Genomic DNA, 17,677 nt, shown 5'->3' on the forward strand with positions numbered 1-17,677 from the left:
TGCTGATGTATAAGTCGCCCTCGGACGTGACTTCCGAATACAGAATGCCGGCCGACGACTCGCTCACGTTGGCCACGTCCTGACCCGTGGCAATGAACAAGGCCGTGATGCCATTGGCGGAGTGCGCGCCGTTGTTGTTGGCCCCCGAAATGAAGGCGCCCACGTTGCTCACCTGCCCGTGGTAGGCCAGTTGCTCGGGCGTTACGCGCATGCGCTGCTGCAGCACCTCACGCTTCACCACGGCTTCGGCCACCACCCGTTTGCCCCGGGTACGCATCACGTTGATTTGCGAGGCTTTTTTGTCGGTGGCAAAGTTCGACTCGAGGTAGAAGTGCTCTACTTTAGTGCCTTTGTAATTCTCCAGAATCCAGGAGCAGGCGGCGAAGGTGGCGCGGCCCACCATGTTCTGTCCGGCCGCGTCGCCGGTGCTGAAATTGAAGCGCAGGTAAGCAAACTTGTTGCTCAAATACGTGTCGACGTATTGCAGCTTGGCCACGCTCGACGTGCTTTCGGCCTGGGGCCGAATCTGGTCGATGTTGTCCTCCACCCATTTGCCAAAATCGCGGGCGCCGCGGGCATCGGCAAACACAAACACCGGCGCCCGCTGCATGGCGTCGCCCACCACGGTGCACTTCACGCCGCCGCATAGGTTCAGCACCTGAATGCCGCGGTTGTAGCTGGCCACCAGGGTGCCTTCGGTGGTCGCCATCGGGATGAGGAAGTCGCCCTGGGCGTGCTCGCCGTTCACGGTGAGGGGGCCGGCCAGGCCCACCGGAATCTGGGCCACGCCCACGAAATGCTCGCAGTTGCCTTGCAACTGGTGCGCGTCGAAAGAGTAGTGTTTGAGGTGCTTGAATTCCTTCTCCGAGAACTGCTCGGCGAAGCGCTGGCGGGCCGCGATGGCGGCGTCGGAATAGTCGTCTTCCTCGGAGCGGGGAATGCGGGGTTTCTGATTGGAGGCGCTCACGATGGCGTCTTCTACCTCCACGTGCAGGTCGCCGAAGGCATCGGTCGAAAACCACACCTGCACCGCGTGAATTCCCTCGGCCAGGGCGGGCATGTCAAGCAGAAACGTCAGCGAGCGGCCCACGGGCAGCTCGATGGCTTGTCCGTCGGCGCTGATGCTGGCGGCGGGCCGTTGTTCGCCATTGCTCAGGTCAACCCTCACTTGCTCGGCCGGCACCACTACGTCGCCAATCTGTACTTGCTTGAAGCCCGTGAGATTCACGGTGTCGAGCCGGTTTTTGATGCTGAAAGCCACGCCCGCGTTTTGCGGCAAATTGTGCAGGCTGCCACGGGTATAGAGCAGCTTGAGGAGCATGGGGCTAGGAGTGAAAACCATGAGAGGAAGCAGTGAAGATGGATGGGAATGGCGATGAAGTGCAGTAAGGGGGTGAAGGTGGGAAATTTTGGGAGAAAAGTAACGCCGAGGTTGACAATTAGCCGCCCGATGAATGGAAAGCCCACCAGCCCGGGAGTTTACCCGCTTGGTTGGCGTGGGCCAGCACGTGCCGGCTTGCCCGGCAATGGAAACCGCTGAAATTTCTGCCAGCGCGAAAAATCTTTGCCCGCTGAATTCGTCTAGCACAAGCCGGCGGGGAGAGTTCACGGGTTGTTCACGCCGTAGCAAATTATTTAGCTCAGCCAAACCCCACGGCCGCGTACCTGTTATCACCGCCCCGCACTGTGCCGCTTTCTCATTCCCTCTTTTCTGCAATGTCTTTGCCTACCGACTACCCCCGCTTCACGCTGGGCCTCGCTTTGAGTGCCGAACAGCGAGCCTTCTTCGCCAAACACGGTTTTCTGCATTTTCGTGGGTTTGCCGCTCCCGAACACGTGCAGCGCATTCTGCGGGCCACGCAGCAAGTGCAAGCCAAGTGGCTCGCCGAAGGCGTGGAAAAAGTAAACGGCGTGCCCATCAAGTACGGCCACGACGTGGACGGCGCGCGCATCGTGCAGCGCTTCGCCTTTGCCTCGCAGCACCACGAAGGGCTGCACGAGCTGCTGCAAGACCCGCGTTTTCGGGCGTTGTTTCCGCTGCTGGAGGCCGAAGACGGCCGGGTGGGCGAAAACGAGAAAGACGGCCTGGTGGTGAACCACTACGTGAACGTGGACGGCTCGGAGTTTTCACAAATGGGCTGGCACACCGATTCCTTGCGCGACGTGTTCTACGGCAAGCGCATCGGCCCTATGCTCAACGTGGGCCTGCACCTCGACTGCAACCAGGCCACCAACGGCGGCTTGCGCGTGATTCCGGGCACCCACCGGCAGAGCCTGCACAAGATGCTGTTTCGCAAGAAGTACTACAAAGACGTTTCCGACGACCCCGACGAAATCGCCATCGAAACCGAAGCCGGCGACCTCACCGTGCACGACGGCCGCATGTGGCACCGGGTGGCCCGTTCGCCGCTCACCGGCGAAGCCAGCCGCCGCCGCGTGATGTACGTGCCCATCATCGCGGGCAAGTACCAACCCAAAAGCGAGGCCAGCCCCACGCCCTTCTATTTGCGCTTTCTCCACCTTGTCAAATAAATGCAGAATGACTTGCTAGGCCACAGCCGCCGGCATGTTTCTGCATTCTCCCTCCCCACTAAAGTCAACATATGTACGCCCTCGTTACTGGCGCCTCCCGCGGCATAGGCCGCGCCATTGCCCTGCAACTCGCTCAGCGCGGCCACGACCTGCTCCTGGTGGCGCGTTCCGAAGACCAGTTGAAGGCTCTGGCCCAGGAGATTGGGCAGAAGCACCAACGGCAAGCTCAGGTGCTGGCCCTGGATTTGGCTGCGCCTGGTGCGGCGGAAAAGACGGCCGCCTGGGCCACCCAGCACACCAATCAGTTGGCGGTGCTGGTCAACAACGCGGGCTACGGCCTCTGGGGGCGCTTTGAAGACCTGGGCCTGGCCGAGCAGCAGAACATGCTGCAGCTCAACATGGCCTTGCCGGTGGCGCTCACGCATGCTTTGCTGCCCGCCTTGCACCAAGCGCCGCAGGCGTATATCCTGAACGTGGCCAGCACTGCCGCCTACCAGGCCGTGCCTTCATTGTCGCTCTACGCGGCCAGCAAGGCGTTTTTACTCAGCTTCAGCCGGGGCTTGCGCTATGAATTGAAAGCGCGCAACGTTTCGGTCTCCTGCCTATGCCCGGGCGCTACTACCACCGACTTTGCCGACCGCGCCGGCATGGGCGCCGAGCTGCAGGCCACGGCCAATAAGGTCTCGATGACGGCCGAAGCCGTGGCCGCAATTGCGGTGGCTGGCCTGCTGGCCGGCGAGGCTGAAATCATTCCCGGCGTGCTCAACAAAGTCTCCGCTGGCCTCACCAGCGTGGTGCCGAAGGGCATCGTGGAAAAAATAGCCGCAGGCATCTACGAGAAATATCTGTAGATGCCTGCGGCTGGTTATGAGAGGGCTGCCTAAAAAGCGCTTAAATTATATCGGCCATTCATGCTGAGCTTGTCGAAGCATGACCGGCTGGCAAGTTTCTAGCAGTTTCAAGGTTCAAGTGCTTGTCTGCTTGCGCTTGTCTTTAGCTTTTCTTCAGCGAGGAAAGCAGATTCTTTTTCATGTAAGCGGCGCTTTGGGTGATGCTCTGGTAGGCGTCGAGGGAGAAATTTTCCTGCTCCATGTAGGCGTGCTTCAGGCCCGAGGCGGCGGGATTGGCAAACAGCTTCCGGTAGTCAATCGAGCCCGCTCCCACTTCGGTGTTCAGGTCGGGTTTTGCTTTGTCCATATCTTTCACGTGCCACATCGGAAACCGGTTGGGGTGGGCCTGAAGCAACTTCGCGGGGTCTTGGCCGGCCCGCACTACCCAGTACACGTCCATCTCAAAATCGACCAGAGCGGGGTCGGTTTCCTTCAGCATGACGTCGTAGAGCGTGGTGCCGCCGATGGGCTTGAATTCGAAGTCGTGGTTGTGGTAGCCCAGCTTCAGGCCCGCTGCTTTGCACACAGCGCCGGCCTTGTTCAGCTTGGCGGCCACGGCCTTGAAGTCGTCGGGGGTGGTGCGCACTTGCTCGTCCAGGTACGGCACAATGATGTAGGCTTGCCCGGTGGCGGTGGCCGCTGCAATGTAGGCCTTGAGGGCGTCCTCATTGCCGGTGCGCATGTAGCTGCCGAAGTCGTAGTGCCCGCTGGAAGTGGTCAGGCCATTGGCGGCGAGGGCCGCTCGAAAATCTTTTGGCGTGAGGCCCCAGAAGTGCTTTTCGGGGCTATAACCATAGGTTTCCACGTCCTGATACCCGGCTTTGGCCACTTTCGCCAGTGTGCCCTTCACGTCTTTGCCGATGTAGTCGCGCAAGCTGTACAACTGCAGGCCGGCTTTGAGCGATGTTGGGGCAGCAAAAAGCAGCTTGGGCTGCGCCAGGGAAATGGCGGACAGCAAACCTATTTGTTTCAGGAAGTCGCGGCGTTGTGTCATGAGGTTGTTTTGAATGAGAGGTAAAGTGGGCAGCAGGGTAAAAGTAAATGCCCAGACAACGGACTTAAAGAAAGACGGTCATGCTGAGCGCAGTCGAAGCATCTCTACCGCAGCACTAAATCTGATTAGTGTCACAGGAGAGATGCTTCGACTGCGCTCAGCATGACGGACTGAAAGCTTTTCTTAGCGCTGTTTTACAGGTTCAGCTTTTTGATTTCGCGTGCCGCGTGGTCCACGGCGCGGGCCGTGAGGGCCATGTAAGTCAGCGAGGGGTTTTGGGTGGAGGTCGACGTCATGCAGGCGCCGTCGGTCACGTACACGTTGGGGCAGGCGTGGAGCTGGTTCCACTGGTTCAGCAGGGAAGTTTTGGGGTAGTGGCCCATGCGCACGCCGCCCATCTCGTGGATGTCGAGGCCCGGTGCCTGCTCGGTGTCGGTTTTTTGGATGTTGGTAAAGCCGGCCTTGGTGTACATCTCCGTGAACTGCTCGAAGAAGTCCTGCTTCATCTTGGCGTCGTTGTCGTCGTAAGCCACCGACACCGACAGCAGCGGCATGCCCCACTCGTCTTTGCGGGTGGGGTCGAGGCGCACGTAGTTGGTCTCCTTTGGGATGGTTTCGCCCATCATGCCCGAGCGCACCGTCCAGGGGCCCAGGGTGGGCTGCTGCAGTTGTTGCTTGAGGTCTGTTCCGATGCGGCTCAAGTCAGGACGCAATAACCGGCGCCCGGCCCCGAAGCTGGTGGCGTAGCCGCGCAGAAAATCCGTCTCTTGCTTGAACACGTTGCGGAAGCGCGGCAGGTAGCCGCCGCCCGCTGGGTTGCGCCCGTCGGTGGTCAGGTCGGCAAAGCCGTCGTACTCCGCCGAAATCTTGGCGCTGTAGTTATGAAACGCCACAAACTTGCCCAGCAAGCCGCTGTCGTTGCCCAAGCCGTTGGGAAAGCGGTGCGAAATGGAGTTCAGCAGCAGTAGGTTGGTGTTCAGCGCCCCGGCGTTCACAAACAGCACGGGCGCGTAGTACTCGGTGGTGGCTTTGGTGAGCGCGTCGATTACCCGAATGCCAGTGGCCCGGCCTTGCTGCTCGTCGTACAAAATGGCCTGCACCACTTGGTTGGGCTTCAGCGTGAGGTGGCCCGATTTCTGCGCCCACGGAATGGTGGAGGAGTTGGCGCTGAAGTACCCGCCAAACGGGCAGCCGCGCTGGCACAGGGTCCGGTTTTGGCACTGCACCCGGCCCTGCTCGAAGTGGATGGGCTCGGGCTTCGACAAGTGCGCGCAGCGGGCGCTGATGACGTGGCGGTTGGGGTAGGTTTTCTTGACGTGCTGCTGGAAATATTTTTCCACCGCATTCAGCGGATAGCCTGGCAAAAACTCCCCGTCCGGCAGCTCGGCCAAGCCATCGGGGTTGCCGCTGATGCCGGCAAACTTTTCCACGTAGCTGTACCAGGGCGCCACGTCGTCGTAGCGAATGGGCCAGTCCACGGCAAACCCGTCGCGGGCCGGGCCTTCGAAATCGTACTTGCTCCAGCGCTGCGTTTGGCGGGCCCACAGCAGCGACTTGCCGCCCACCTGGTAGCCCCGAATCCAGTCGAAGGGCTTTTCCTGCACGTAGGGGTGCTCGTTGTCTTTCACCATGAAGTGCATGGCGTCTTCCTTGAAGGCGTAGCAGCGGCTTATCACGGGGTTGGCCTGTTGTACCTCCAGCGGCACCCGGCCGCCGTGCTCAAATTCCCAGGGGTTGAGGTTGGTGGTGGGGTAGTCCTTGTTGTGCTCCACGTTGCGGCCCCGCTCCACCATCAGGGTTTTGAAGCCTTTGTCCGTGAACTCTTTGGCGGCCCAGCCCCCGCTCATGCCCGAGCCAATGACGATGGCGTCGAAGGTCCGGGCTTTCACGCTGTCGATGTTAAGATTGGCCATTGCGCGGTTTGTTTAGTACAACGTCTTTGGTAGGAAAGTAGCCGTTGTAGCGGCTGGGCACCAGCTCGTACACGACCTGGGTGGTCAGGTAATACTTGCTGCTGGTGTAGGCGTCCACGGTGAGCTGGCGCGCCATGCGGCAGAAAGCCGCCAGCTCGGCCGGGCCGCGCTTGTAGCTTTCGAGCAGGGCCTGCTTTTGGGGGGCGGTGCACGCCGCAAACGCCAGCTTGTGGCGCTGCTGCGCCACTTTCTCCAGCTGGTTCAGGCCCGTGAAAAACACGCGCTGGTGCTTGTTGAACGTGCAATCGTCTAGCATCTTTAGCACGTACAGGTGCAGGCCCAGGTCCTTGGCGCCCGGCGTGTCGGTTTTGGGAAGAATGGTTTCGCACACTTCCGCCAACAGCTGCTCTTGGCGGCCGCTCACGCGCAAATGCTTGAGCGGAACGGAAGCCTGGGCTTCTTCCTGCGGGGTGTGGTGCAGGCACGAGGGCAGCAACGTGACTGCCCCGGCCAACACGGCAATGCTCTTAAAAGCGGTGCGCCGGTTCATTGTGAAAAGGAGTTACGGGCGGATAGATGGGCTGTAAGTTACAGGCTTCTGAGACACCAAGGCAACCACCAGAGCCGTTCAAAAATAAGGGCCGTATGGCCGTCACGCCAAGCTCAGTAGCCCAGCTTACGCAGGTATTCCACGTTGCGCTTGGCGCTGTCGAGTGCCGTGGTGCTGTACTCTTCCTGCTCCACGAAGAAGTAGCGAAGGCCCGACTTTTTGGCGTTTTCGAGCAGTTGTACCACGTTTACGCGGCCGGTGCCCAGCTCCGTGCTCACGGCTTCGTCGCGCTTCATGTCCTTCAGGTGCCATAGCGGAAACCGGCCGGGGTAGCGCGCAAAATACCGCAGCGGGTCCTGCCCGGCGGCCACCACCCAGCCCAAATCCAGCTCCATGTGCACCAGTTTGGAGTCAGTTTTTGATAATAATGTATCATAAAAAATCTGCCCGTTTTCCTGGGCAAATTCATACTCGTGGTTGTGGTACCCAAACCGCAGGTTGGCCTTTTGGCAAGCTTCGGCGGAGCGGTTGAACACGTCGGCCACCCGCTCGTAGTTGCTCAGGGTTTGGCCCGTGGTGGGCATCGACGAGCAAATCAGGTATTCCTGCCCGGCTTCGGCTGCTTCGTCCACCGTCCGTTGCCAGTCTTGGTCAATGTGGACGTGGCTGCTGCGCAACGACAGGCCCAGGTCGTTGGTGACTTGCTTTATTTCCTTGGCGCTCAGGCCGTAGTAATGTCCCTTGGCGCTGCTGGCCGACTCAATTTCCCGGTAGCCCAACTGCGCCAGGCGGGCCAGTGTGCCTTTGGCATCCCGCAGCATGTCCTCGCGCACGGTGTAGAGTTGGATGCCGATTCTTTGCGACTTCGCGCCGCTAGCAGCCAAAGGGACAGCCAAAGCGCCGGCCGCTAGGGCTCCTACAGTGGTCAGAAAATGTCTACGGGTGGGCATGTGGAGGCCTGCTTGAAGGTGAAATACCAGCCGGCAATGTCCGGCCGCGCCGCCAAAGTAGCAGAAACAGCCAATGCATGCACGATGCCCCGCCGCTGCCATTTGACTACCAGCCGGCCGCTAAAGCAGGTCTAGACTTATGCACTGAGCCGTCGGTGTGTTACGCCTCACCGCTGTCTCCGCCGGCACGCCATGCACAAAACGGCCACCATTCTCTTCGTGCGAAGGCAGCGCGTTATGCCTCTTCCTGTGTCCGGGCCGCCTTGCGCTGGCAAACCCGGCCTGCCAGCGCATAGGCCAGCCAGCCAAAAAACGGCGCCGCCAGCACGTCGTAGGAGTAGTGCACGCGCTGCACCAGCACCAGCAGGCCCACCGCCACCGCCATCAGGCCCAGCACCCAGCGCCAGCGCCGGCCGCGGCCGGCCAGCATCAGCAGCACCATGGTGGCCGTGTGGCCCGAGAAAAACAGGTCGCGCACAATGGGCTCGGTGGTGACGGCAAAAATGCGGTCCATCACCGGGTCGTGCAGCGTGACCAGTGCGGCGGGCGGCTCCAACGGCAGCAGCCACAGCGTGGCGATGCGCAATAGCTGCAACAGGTAGTACGCCCACAACGCTTGCAACAGGAGCTGCGGCCGCGGCAGCAGGTAAATCAGCGTGCCAACGATGGCGCCGTAAATGAGGGCAAAAGTGGGCGCCGACACGTCGTGCACCGGCAGCAAGTCGAGCAAGGGGTCGGGCAGGGTATGGCCCGTGCGCGACTGCACGAAGTGGTAAAAGCCGGGCACAATGGGTAGCAGCCCCAGCAGCAGTACAAGCACCAGCCCCAACCGTGCCCGGTAGCCCGGCTGCGCCCACGCCGTGGGCCAGGAAAACGACGCCGGAACTACCAGCGGCTCAGTAATAATGTCCGAAGAATCAAACGAGTTGGATAACGCAGCCACTGGAATAAAGCAGTTGAGGTATATAAACGTAGGGATGCAAGCTACAAAAATACGGCTCTGGCTGAACACTAGCACAACGATGCCCCCGCATGGCGTAACATTGCCGGTGGGCCACCTGTGCCCGTTTGCCATTCCTCCAACAGCTCCCTCACCATGCGTTTCTCCCTTACCCTCGTCTGCACCGGCGTTGCCCTCACCTGGACCGGCCTCGCCGCACAAGCCCAAAACCAAGCCCTGAATACCCGCATTGCCCAACTGGCCACCCAGGAAGAGGCCAAGGTCATTGCCTGGCGGCGCGACTTTCACGAGCATCCAGAACTGGGCAACGAGGAAACCCGCACGGCCGGCATAGTGGCCGCACACCTCAAAAAGCTGGGGCTGGAAGTGCAAACCGGCGTGGGCCGCACCGGGGTAGTAGGCGTACTGAAGGGTGGCAAGCCCGGCCCCGTAGTGGCCTTGCGCGCCGACATGGACGGGCTGCCCATCACCGAATCCAACGACCTGCCCTTTGCTTCGAAAGCCAAAGCCACCTACCTGGGCCAGCCCGTGGGCGTGATGCACGCCTGCGGCCACGACACCCACGTAGCCATGCTCATGGGCGCCGCTGAAGTCTTGAGCCAAGTGAAAAAAGACCTTCCCGGTACCGTGAAATTCATCTTCCAGCCGGCCGAGGAGGGTTCGGTGCCCGGCGTGGAAGGCGGGGCCAAACTCATGGTCAAAGAAGGGGTACTCGACAAGCCCAAAGTAGACGCCGTCTTTGGCGTGCACATCAACGCGCAAACTGAGGTAGGCAAGCTAGCCTACCGCCCCGGCGGCGAAATGGCTTCTTCCGACCGGTTTACCATCAAGGTGCACGGCAAAGGCTCGCACGGCGCCTACCCCTGGAACAGCGTCGACCCGGTGGTGACGGCCGCGCAGATTATCCTGGGCCTGCAAACCATCGTGAGCCGGCAGGTCAAGCTCATCGACGACGCGGCCGTGGTGACCGTGGGCACCGTCAACGCCGGCGTGCGCTACAACGTCATTCCGCCTGATGTAGAAATGTCGGGCACCATTCGGGCGCTGAACCCCGAGGTGCAAAAGCAAATCTGGGCCTCCATCAAGCGCATTGCCACCAACATTGCCGAAAGCGCCGGCGCCACTGCCGACGTCACCATCGACCCCTACGTGCCCGTGACCACCAATAACCCCGACCTCACGGCCCGCATGCTGCCCACGCTGCAAGCCGTGGCCGGTGCCGCCAACGTGCGCGAAATCAAAGCCGTGACCGGGGCCGAGGATTTCTCCTTCTATCAGGAAAAGGTGCCAGGCGTGTTTCTGTTCGTGGGCGGCATGGCCAAAGGGCAGGACCCCGCCACCACCGCCGACCACCACACCGCCGGCTTCCGCATCGACGAAAGCGGCCTGACCTTGGGGGTAAAAACGCTGGCTACCCTGGCAGCCGACTATCTAAGCGGCAAAAGCAGCAAAAAATAGGCCCGAAAGTGCGATTCGGGGTAAAGAAATATTTCAATTTGCTATAATGCAAATGCAGAAATAAGCGCCGTTCAAAATTCGGGTATTATTAGTCTTATTTTAACGAATTGGCAAGTTTGGGGGCAGAAATGCTTACGTTGCACAAGCAAGAAGGCAAAATGTTCAAATTTTTGCAAGCAAACATTCCAACCTCATTATATTCAAGTACATTAGAAAACAATACTCTGCCGCGGCATTAGTGCTGCTCGGTTCCTTGGCCGCAACCACGGCTTCAGCCCAGGATGCGGCCCGCATTCAAACCAAAGTTTTAGGCGAAGACAAACAACCCGTACTCATCGAATTCAACGCCGCCGGTAAGGCCAGCAACTCAGCCTGACGGCCGACGACCAGCTGCGGCCCGCCCGCACCGAAACCGACCAACTGGGATTCTCGCACCAGCGGTTTTCGCAGTACTACAAGGGCGTGAAAGTGGAGCACGCCAACTACAACGTGCACGCCAAAGGCGGCGCCGTGGAAAGCATCAGCGGCGACTTTGAGCGCGTGGTGGGCCTGAACATCACGCCCGCTCTGAGCGAGGCGGCGGCCTTGCGTCAGGCCCTGGCCAAGGTGGGCGCCAAGAAATACATGTGGCAGGACGCGACCGAAGAAGCCGGCCTGAAGCGCCAGGAAAACGACAACGCCGCCACCTACGCGCCCAAAGGCGAGCTGGTGATTGTGCGCGACGCCCGCCAAAACGCCGAAACGGGCCCGTTGGTGCTGGCCTGGAAATTCAACATCTACGCGCAGCAGCCCATCAGCCGCGCGTTCGTCTACGTGGACGCCCGCTCTGGTGAGGTGGTGCTGCAGGACGCCATCATCAAGCACGCCGCGGCCACGGGCACGTTTGCCACCAAGTATTCGGGCACGCAGAGCAGCGCCACCACCACCACTACCGGCGGCTACTACCTGCGCGAAGCCACCCGCGGCTTGGGCATCGAAACCTTCAACTGCCGCAAGGGCAACAGCTACACCTCTGCCGTCGACTTCATCGATGCCGACAACAGCTGGACGGAGTACAACAACGCCAACTTCGACAACGCCGCCCTCGACGCGCACTACGGCGCCCAGAGCACCTACGACTACTTCAAAAACGTGCACGCCCGCAACTCCTACAACAACGCGGGCGCCAAAATCAAGAGCTACGTGCACTTCGACGACACCCCCGGCGACGGCCAGGGCTACGAGAATGCGTACTGGAACGGCTCGGTGATGACTTATGGTGACGGCAATACCCGCTTCGACCCGCTGACGTCACTCGACGTGGCGGCCCACGAAATCGGCCACGCCGTGTGCGAAAACACCGCTAACCTGACGTACCAAAACGAGTCGGGCGCCATGAACGAAGGCTTCTCCGACATCTGGGGCGCCTGCGTGGAGTACTACAAAGACCCAAGCAAAGCCACCTGGCTCATCGGCGAGGACATTGATAAAGTGCGGGCTTCGCTGCGCTCGATGAGCAACCCCAACGCCGAAGGCCAGCCCGATACCTACAAAGGCACCAACTGGGTGGCCACCACCACCTCGCCCACCCGCGCCAACGACTACGGCGGGGTGCACACCAATTCGGGCGTGCTCAACCACTGGTTCTACCGCCTTGCGGTGGGCGGCAGCGGCACCAACGACATCGGGACTGCTTACAACGTGACGGCCATTGGCATTGACGCCGCCGCCAAAATTGCCTACCGCACCGAGAGCGTGTACCTAACGGCGTCGAGCAACTACGCCGCCGCCCGCACCTACTCCATTCAGTCGGCCCGAGAGCTGTACGGAGCCGGCTCGACTCAGGAAATTGCCGTAACCAACGCCTGGAACGCCGTGGGCGTGGGCGCAGCTTACACCGGCGGTGGCACCACCACGCCGCCCCCCACCGGCACGCCTACCTATTGCACCGTCAAGGGCAACAGCCAGGCCTACGAGTGGATTGACTTGGTGAACCTGGGCACCATCAACCGCACGTCGAGCCAAGACGCGGGTTACTACAACGGCACGGCCCTGAGCACGAGCATTGCCGCCGGCTCTTCGCAGACCATTCGGTTCTCGGCCGGTTTCGCCAGCACAGCGTACACCGAGTACTGGGACATCTACATCGACTACAACCAGAACGGCGTGTTTACCGACGCAGGGGAGTTGATTGTGAGCGGCAGCAGCGCCAGCGCGGCCACCCTCAGCGGCACCTTCACGGTGCCGGCCACGGCCCGCACCGGCGCCACCCGCCTGCGCGTGGTGGTGAGCGACGCCAGCGCCACCAGCAGCTGCGGCACGTTCAGCTACGGCGAAGCCGAGGACTACACCGTGAACATCACGGGCGGCGCGGCCCTCACCGGCCCCACCACCCTCGCCGGCGAGTCGACGCCGCTGGGCAACGAAATGGCCCGCACCTTGGCGGTATACCCCAACCCCGCCACCGAGGCGGTGCGCCTCGTGCTGCCCGGCAACGCCGAAGCCACCAGCGTGGTGGTAACCGACATTCGCGGCGCCCGCGTGGCCGGTGCCACCTTCAGCAACGGCACCCTGAACGTGGGCCGCTTGGCCAAGGGCATGTACACCCTGAGCGTGAGCGACGGACAAAAGGTGTTCCACCAGCGCTTCGTGAAAGAGTAGCTTCTGCTTTCACAAGCCAACTGAAAAGGCCCGTCAGCATTGCTGGCGGGCCTTTTTGATGTAACACGCAAGAGCATGCAAACAAAGTCACCGGGTGCCATGCCCGTTATGCTTCGCTGCGCTCTGCTTGACGGGCTGGGAGATGGTCTCTTCCCTTAAAGCGAGAGGTCGGCCAGCGAGTAGTCGAGCCGCAGCATGACGGTGCCGAAGCCGTCGTTGTTGACCGAGGCGCCACCGAGCCGATTCTGGATGCCGTCGAGGTGGTCGCTGGTTGAGATGTAGTAGTTGCCTTCTATGCCCGCCGTGAGCAGGTCGGTGAGGCGCACGCTGACGCCGCCACCCAGCTGGGCCACCCCCGACACGGCCGGGTAGTCGTTGCGCTCTGGCGCCAGGTAAACGGTATTGTTGGTGGGCCGCTCGGTGCCGATGTACACCTTGGGGTCGAAGAGAATGAGTCCGGCGCCGCCCTGCACGTAGGCCTGGAAAATGGGCGCATCAGCCAGCGAAGCCGCGAAAACCGATTTGTCGGCAATCAGGTCGTAACGCAGCGTGGCGGTGCCTACCCCCGAGGTGGTGGTGAAGGCAAAGCCCCGCTCCTTTGCCTGGTCGCGCGACCCAAGTTTGATGTACGAAAGCTCGCTGCCGATGTGCCAGTGCGGCGACATCCGGTAGCGCAGCCCCAGGCTGAAAGCCGGGCTGAAAAAATTATTGCTCGGGCTGTTGCCCAGGTCACCGTCGTAAAGGGCCGTGCCAGCGCCCAAGGTTAGCTGGAATGGCCCGCGGTAGTAGGGCCGGCCCTGGCTGTTGTAATGACGCACGTTGTACCGGTGCTGGGCCTGCACCGTCTGCGTGGTGAGCGCCACCGTTGCTAATACGCCTAAAATCAATGCACTAAACCGCATTCCATCCAAAATGAAGGTGAGAAAAACTGCCTATACGAGTGTAACGGGCAGATTGCCGAGATTCGTCTACTCGGGTCCTCTTACTTGAAGGTGCCCTGCGGGTCGGGCAGCTTGGCTAGCAGGTCCGAAATCAGGGTGAAATCGAGGCTGGTGACGCTCTGGGCCTGGCCTTTGTGCACGGCGTCCCAGGCCTCGGCGTACTTCTCCTGGTAGTAGAAGCCGCGGGCTAGCTGCTGCCAACCGGCGGCATTGGTCGCGTCGGCCGCCACGGCGCGCTGCAGCAGGTCCAGGCCGGTGGCGAGGTCCTTCTTCTTTTTGGTCTGGTCGTAGCGAATCAGGTAGGTGGTGCCCAGGTCGCTCAAGAGCAAGCTGTTGGTGGGAGCCAGCTCCAGGCCCTTGGTCAGCAGGCCGATGGCGGCATCTGGCGTGGGCTGGGCACTGGCCACAATGCCCAGGCCGCGGTAGGCCTCGGCGTTGCGGGGGTTGAGAAGCCAGGCCACGTTGAAGCGGTAAGCGGCGGTATCGGGCTGGTTTTCGCGCAGATATTCGTAGCCCTTGGTGGTGAAAAACTCGCTGGCTTCGGTGGTGGAGGCAAAGCTGGCGGCAATGGCTTTCAGCTGTTTCTCGCCGATGACTTGGGTGGCTTGGGCCGGGCTCAGGCCGCCAAACAGGGGCTGCAAGCGGGCCGGGCGGCCGGGCGTGGTAGCGGCAGCGGCCAAGCTACCGTCGGAATTGGCCAGGGTGCCTTTTTTGCTCTTGCGCTGCGCCTGGGCCGGGGCGGCGAGCAGCAGTCCCAGCAGCAGGGCCGCGGCCAGTGACTGCGAAACGGTTTTGAGGAGGTTGGAAGTAAACACGGGTGGGAAGAATGAAGATGGAAGCCAGCCCGAATAATCAGGGGCCAAGTGCATTGCCAACAAAGATAAAGCCAACGCCGCCAAGCCCGCGCCACAGGTTTTAGGTTCTGCCGGGGCAAACTGCAAGCGCCGGCAGGGCGTAGGTGGGGCAGGCCGCCAGCCGGTGGCCGCTCGCTCCTGTTTCCGATTTCATGCGTCGTTTCTTCTTGTTGGCCCCCGTGGCCGTGCTGCTGGTGGGCATTGTGGTGATGCTGGCCACCGAATACGTGGTGGCCCAGCCCAGCCGCCGCGCCAAAGACGTGGCCTACGTGCCCGCCGCGGCCCCCGATTTCGATAAGGAGCGGCACATCCTGGACGTGTATTCGCCCAAAAAAGCCAACGCAGCCGGCTACCCGGTGGTGCTGTTCATCCACGGCGGCAGCTGGACCAGCGGCAGCAAAAACATCTACACCTTCATTGGCCGGCGCCTGGCCAAGCAGGGCGTGGTGGCCGTCATCATCAACTACCGACTGGCGCCGGCCGTGCACGTGCCCGAGCAAGCCGCCGACTGCGCCCGCGCCCTGGCCTGGACCGTGCAGAACATTCGCCAATACGGCGGCGACCCAGCCCGCGTCTTCGTCATGGGCCACTCCGCGGGCGGCGGCCTGGCGGCGCTGTTGGCCACCGACGACGCCCTGCTCGCCGCCAACGGCCTGCCCCAAAACCCGGTGAAAGGCGCCATTATGGACGACCCGGCCGGCCTCGACATGTACAGCTACCTCAGGGAAATGAAGTACGAAGGCGACGCGCAGTACCTGGTGCCGTTCGGCAAGGACCCGGCGGTGTGGAAAGAGCAGTCGGCCATCTACAAGATTCGGCCGGGCATTCCGCCGTTTCTCTTCTACATCGGCGGCGAAACCTACCCCAGCATCAGCGGCAGCTCGGGCCGTTTCCGCGACCGGCTCAAGGCCATAGGACAGCCGGCGCCCTACACCGTCATTCCTGGCCGGCACCACGTACCCATGGTGCTCCAGCTATACTGGCAGCACAACGTCATTTACCAAGGAGTGCTGGAGATGGTAGGGGCGTGAGGTGAAGGAGGGAATAGGAGCAATAATAGAACGTCATGCCGAGCGCAGCCGAGGCATCTCGCCCGCTTCGTCCTCACGATTGGGTTACTACCACACGCGAGATGCCTCGGCTGCGCTCGGCATGACTGGCCAGTGGTAACGTGCCGCTTTACCCAAACAGCCCGCCTTGCCGCGTGGGCTGCTCGAATTCAAGCAGCCACTTTTTGCGATGCATGCCGCCAGCGTAGCCCGTCAGGCTGCCATCGGCCCCGATGATGCGGTGGCAGGGCCACACAATGGCCAGCGGGTTTTGGCCGTTGGCGGCGCCCACAGCGCGCACCGATTTGGGATTGTTCAGTTGCTTGGCCACGTCGAGGTACGACGCTGTGCGGCCGTAGCTGATTCCAACCAAGGCCTGCCACACCTGCCGCTGAAAGTCGGTGCCGAAAGCGGGGGCGTAGGCAAGATTAAATTCGCGCAGTTCCCGGCCAAAGTAGGCTTGCAACTGCCGATGCGCCTCTTGCAGGCACGTCGGCACGGCCTTGAAATCAGTGGGCGTCTCGGCTTCGGTCCCATGAAAACTGACGGCACTCAGGCCCGCCTCGGAGCCAGTGATGGCCAATAGGCCGAGGGGAGTGGCGAGGTAGGCCGTGACGGGGTTCATGGCTTAAAAATGGGCGCGGCCAGCGACACGCGCGATTGCACGGTGCTGTTGCTGCGGCCGCGTTTGCGCTGCAAGACGGCTTCTACCTCGGCCTGGGCCCGAAGCAGGGCTTCGGCGCTGGGCTGGTGCAGCACGCGGCCCGGGCCGGGCTGGTCGAGGTCGGCGTCCCAGAGGCCGGAGCGGTGCCACTCGTGCAGGTGGTCCCAGTCGGGCCGGTCGATGACGGGGTAAACGCAGGTGCCCCACAGCGGCAGGCCTTTGCGCAGCACGTGGGCGCATTCTTCGCCTATCATCTTCCACCACAGGGGGCGGTCCACGCCGGGGTGGCTGGTTTCGGTGATGGCGAAGGGGCGGCCGTAGCGCTGGTAGGCTTTGCGCAGCAGCTTGTGCAGCGGCACCCAGCGCGGGTCCATTTCGGGGTCGTTCCAGCCCAGCTTGCGGTAGGGATGGAGTTGCCACTGGTTGTCGTAGTAGTAGTTGAAGCCCACGATGTCGAGCAAGTCAGGGTTGCCGCCCAGTTCGGGGCACATGCGGCCGCACAGCATGTCGGTGGCCTGAAACTGGTTGTTGTGCGAGTCGCGGGCTTCGCGGCGGTGCTGGGGCCAGGGGTTGGGCGGCGGGGTGATGCTGATGAGCGGCTCGGTGGTGAGCAGGCGAATGCCGGGGTCGGCCTCGCGCAGGGCGTAGCTGCCCTCGATGTAGGCGCGCATCAGCCCGTATTTCACCCGCCAGCCCTGGCCGTGGCAGTAGGGCGAGGTGCCGTTGGCGTCGCCGCCCAGCCAGGAAATGAAGCTGACCTCGTTGATGGGCGTCACAATAAGCACGTCATCGGGCCGCTGGCTGCGGTAAAAATCCACGAAGGCGCGGCACAGCGCGGCGAAGCGCCGGGCAAACATGGGGTGTAGCGGGGTCAGGTCGTCGGGAAAGCCGAAGTGGCACAGGTCCCACACCTGCTGGATGCCCTGGCGCTGGCCGGCTTCCAGCATCAGCTTCACGGTGCTGAAATCATATTGGTACGGCGTCTTCTCGATGTGGGCCCAGCGAATGCCCTCGCGCACGGTGCGCACGTTGAACTGGCCCAGGGCCGCGTAATCTTCGTCGATGAGCGGCAGGTGCCCGGTCAGGGGCAGGAAGTCGACCCGATTGCCGAATGCATTCAGTTGGTCGGTGCATTCGTAGCCGCCCCACCAAAAGGAGCGAAAGGGATTAGCGTCGGGGGTAAGTAGGGCCATAGAAAAGTAGCTGCGTAAGTCTATCGGGTGCGGAGCACCGCTCAGCTGGGCGGCTGCACCCTCTTTACCCCAAAAACAGCAGTTGGGT

Annotated in this window: 15 protein-coding genes; 5 read left to right on the forward strand and 10 right to left on the reverse strand. The window is 61.8% G+C overall.

Annotated features, from left to right (window positions below):
* The coding region (locus VF629_RS11530; protein ID WP_331058631.1) for a hydroxymethylglutaryl-CoA reductase at positions 1 to 1,342 on the reverse strand (1,342 nt) is incomplete at its 3' end.
* Positions 1,343 to 1,716: 374 nt separating this feature from the next.
* Between VF629_RS11530 and VF629_RS11535 the strand changes: the two genes are divergently transcribed.
* Positions 1,717 to 2,532 (forward strand): phytanoyl-CoA dioxygenase family protein, encoded by an 816-nt coding sequence (locus VF629_RS11535; RefSeq protein ID WP_331058632.1) that lies wholly within the window; start codon positions 1,717 to 1,719, stop codon positions 2,530 to 2,532.
* 71 nt (positions 2,533 to 2,603) lie between these two features.
* On the forward strand, positions 2,604 to 3,383 hold the full coding sequence (locus VF629_RS11540) for an SDR family oxidoreductase (RefSeq protein ID WP_331058633.1): 780 nt from the start codon (positions 2,604 to 2,606) through the stop codon (positions 3,381 to 3,383).
* Positions 3,384 to 3,525: 142 nt separating this feature from the next.
* Here VF629_RS11540 and VF629_RS11545 read toward each other — a convergent pair whose 3' ends face one another.
* The 5 genes from VF629_RS11545 to VF629_RS11565 all read right to left on the reverse strand — a co-directional run bounded on the left by VF629_RS11545 (position 3,526) and on the right by VF629_RS11565 (position 8,772).
* Entirely contained in the window at positions 3,526 to 4,416 is an 891-nt protein-coding gene (locus VF629_RS11545; protein WP_331058634.1) for a sugar phosphate isomerase/epimerase, read from the reverse strand.
* 194 nt (positions 4,417 to 4,610) lie between these two features.
* The gene (locus VF629_RS11550) at positions 4,611 to 6,329 is read right to left on the reverse strand and encodes a GMC family oxidoreductase (protein ID WP_331058635.1); all 1,719 of its coding nucleotides are present in this window, start codon (positions 6,327 to 6,329) and stop codon (positions 4,611 to 4,613) included.
* Positions 6,316 to 6,879 carry a gluconate 2-dehydrogenase subunit 3 family protein gene (locus VF629_RS11555; RefSeq protein ID WP_331058636.1) on the reverse strand — a complete coding sequence of 188 codons (564 nt, stop codon included), beginning with the start codon at positions 6,877 to 6,879 and terminating at the stop codon, positions 6,316 to 6,318. Before VF629_RS11555 ends, VF629_RS11550 begins: the two co-directional genes overlap by 14 nt.
* A 113-nt stretch (positions 6,880 to 6,992) precedes the next feature.
* Complete coding sequence (locus VF629_RS11560; protein WP_331058637.1) at positions 6,993 to 7,829, reverse strand: sugar phosphate isomerase/epimerase; 837 nt, start codon at positions 7,827 to 7,829, stop codon at positions 6,993 to 6,995.
* A gap of 235 nt (positions 7,830 to 8,064) precedes the next feature.
* A complete protein-coding gene (locus VF629_RS11565; RefSeq protein WP_331058638.1) occupies positions 8,065 to 8,772 on the reverse strand; it encodes a phosphatase PAP2-related protein in 708 nt (235 codons plus the stop codon).
* 153 nt (positions 8,773 to 8,925) lie between these two features.
* On the opposite strand from VF629_RS11565, the gene VF629_RS11570 reads away from it, so the two are divergent.
* Both VF629_RS11570 and VF629_RS11575 read left to right on the forward strand, forming a co-directional pair.
* Positions 8,926 to 10,248, forward strand: coding sequence for an amidohydrolase (locus VF629_RS11570; RefSeq protein WP_331058639.1), 1,323 nt, complete (start codon positions 8,926 to 8,928; stop codon positions 10,246 to 10,248).
* Between the two features lie 390 nt (positions 10,249 to 10,638).
* Positions 10,639 to 12,888, forward strand: coding sequence for a M4 family metallopeptidase (locus VF629_RS11575; protein WP_331058653.1), 2,250 nt, complete (start codon positions 10,639 to 10,641; stop codon positions 12,886 to 12,888).
* Positions 12,889 to 13,043: 155 nt separating this feature from the next.
* On the opposite strand, the gene VF629_RS11580 is transcribed toward VF629_RS11575, so the two are convergent.
* Both VF629_RS11580 and VF629_RS11585 read right to left on the reverse strand, forming a co-directional pair.
* On the reverse strand, positions 13,044 to 13,790 hold the full coding sequence (locus tag VF629_RS11580) for a hypothetical protein (RefSeq protein WP_331058640.1): 747 nt from the start codon (positions 13,788 to 13,790) through the stop codon (positions 13,044 to 13,046).
* An 80-nt stretch (positions 13,791 to 13,870) separates the two neighbouring features.
* The gene (locus tag VF629_RS11585; RefSeq protein WP_331058641.1) at positions 13,871 to 14,644 is read right to left on the reverse strand and encodes a hypothetical protein; all 774 of its coding nucleotides are present in this window, start codon (positions 14,642 to 14,644) and stop codon (positions 13,871 to 13,873) included.
* A gap of 191 nt (positions 14,645 to 14,835) precedes the next feature.
* On the opposite strand from VF629_RS11585, the gene VF629_RS11590 reads away from it, so the two are divergent.
* A complete protein-coding gene (locus tag VF629_RS11590) occupies positions 14,836 to 15,714 on the forward strand; it encodes an alpha/beta hydrolase (protein WP_331058642.1) in 879 nt (292 codons plus the stop codon).
* 148 nt (positions 15,715 to 15,862) lie between these two features.
* Here the strand turns inward: VF629_RS11590 and VF629_RS11595 are convergent, their stop codons facing one another.
* Entirely contained in the window at positions 15,863 to 16,357 is a 495-nt protein-coding gene (locus VF629_RS11595; protein ID WP_331058643.1) for a methylated-DNA--[protein]-cysteine S-methyltransferase, read from the reverse strand.
* On the reverse strand, positions 16,354 to 17,589 hold the full coding sequence (locus VF629_RS11600; protein ID WP_331058644.1) for an amine oxidase: 1,236 nt from the start codon (positions 17,587 to 17,589) through the stop codon (positions 16,354 to 16,356). Before VF629_RS11600 ends, VF629_RS11595 begins: the two co-directional genes overlap by 4 nt.
* Between the last annotated feature and the right edge of the window lie 88 nt (positions 17,590 to 17,677).

Source organism: Hymenobacter sp., from assembly GCF_036388155.1.
GTDB lineage: Bacteria > Bacteroidota > Bacteroidia > Cytophagales > Hymenobacteraceae > Hymenobacter.

Bases quoted from the DNA above. Each gene is read 5' to 3' on its own strand.
- VF629_RS11535 (WP_331058632.1), top strand. From the start codon at position 1,717: ATGTCTTTGCCTACCGACTACCCCCGCTTCACGCTGGGCCTCGCTTTG.
- VF629_RS11540 (WP_331058633.1), top strand. From the start codon at position 2,604: ATGTACGCCCTCGTTACTGGCGCCTCCCGCGGCATAGGCCGCGCCATT.
- VF629_RS11545 (WP_331058634.1), bottom strand. From the start codon at position 4,416: ATGACACAACGCCGCGACTTCCTGAAACAAATAGGTTTGCTGTCCGCC.
- VF629_RS11550 (WP_331058635.1), bottom strand. From the start codon at position 6,329: ATGGCCAATCTTAACATCGACAGCGTGAAAGCCCGGACCTTCGACGCC.
- VF629_RS11555 (WP_331058636.1), bottom strand. From the start codon at position 6,879: ATGAACCGGCGCACCGCTTTTAAGAGCATTGCCGTGTTGGCCGGGGCA.
- VF629_RS11560 (WP_331058637.1), bottom strand. From the start codon at position 7,829: ATGCCCACCCGTAGACATTTTCTGACCACTGTAGGAGCCCTAGCGGCC.
- VF629_RS11570 (WP_331058639.1), top strand. From the start codon at position 8,926: ATGCGTTTCTCCCTTACCCTCGTCTGCACCGGCGTTGCCCTCACCTGG.
- VF629_RS11580 (WP_331058640.1), bottom strand. From the start codon at position 13,790: ATGCGGTTTAGTGCATTGATTTTAGGCGTATTAGCAACGGTGGCGCTC.
- VF629_RS11590 (WP_331058642.1), top strand. From the start codon at position 14,836: ATGCGTCGTTTCTTCTTGTTGGCCCCCGTGGCCGTGCTGCTGGTGGGC.
- VF629_RS11595 (WP_331058643.1), bottom strand. From the start codon at position 16,357: ATGAACCCCGTCACGGCCTACCTCGCCACTCCCCTCGGCCTATTGGCC.
- VF629_RS11600 (WP_331058644.1), bottom strand. From the start codon at position 17,589: ATGGCCCTACTTACCCCCGACGCTAATCCCTTTCGCTCCTTTTGGTGG.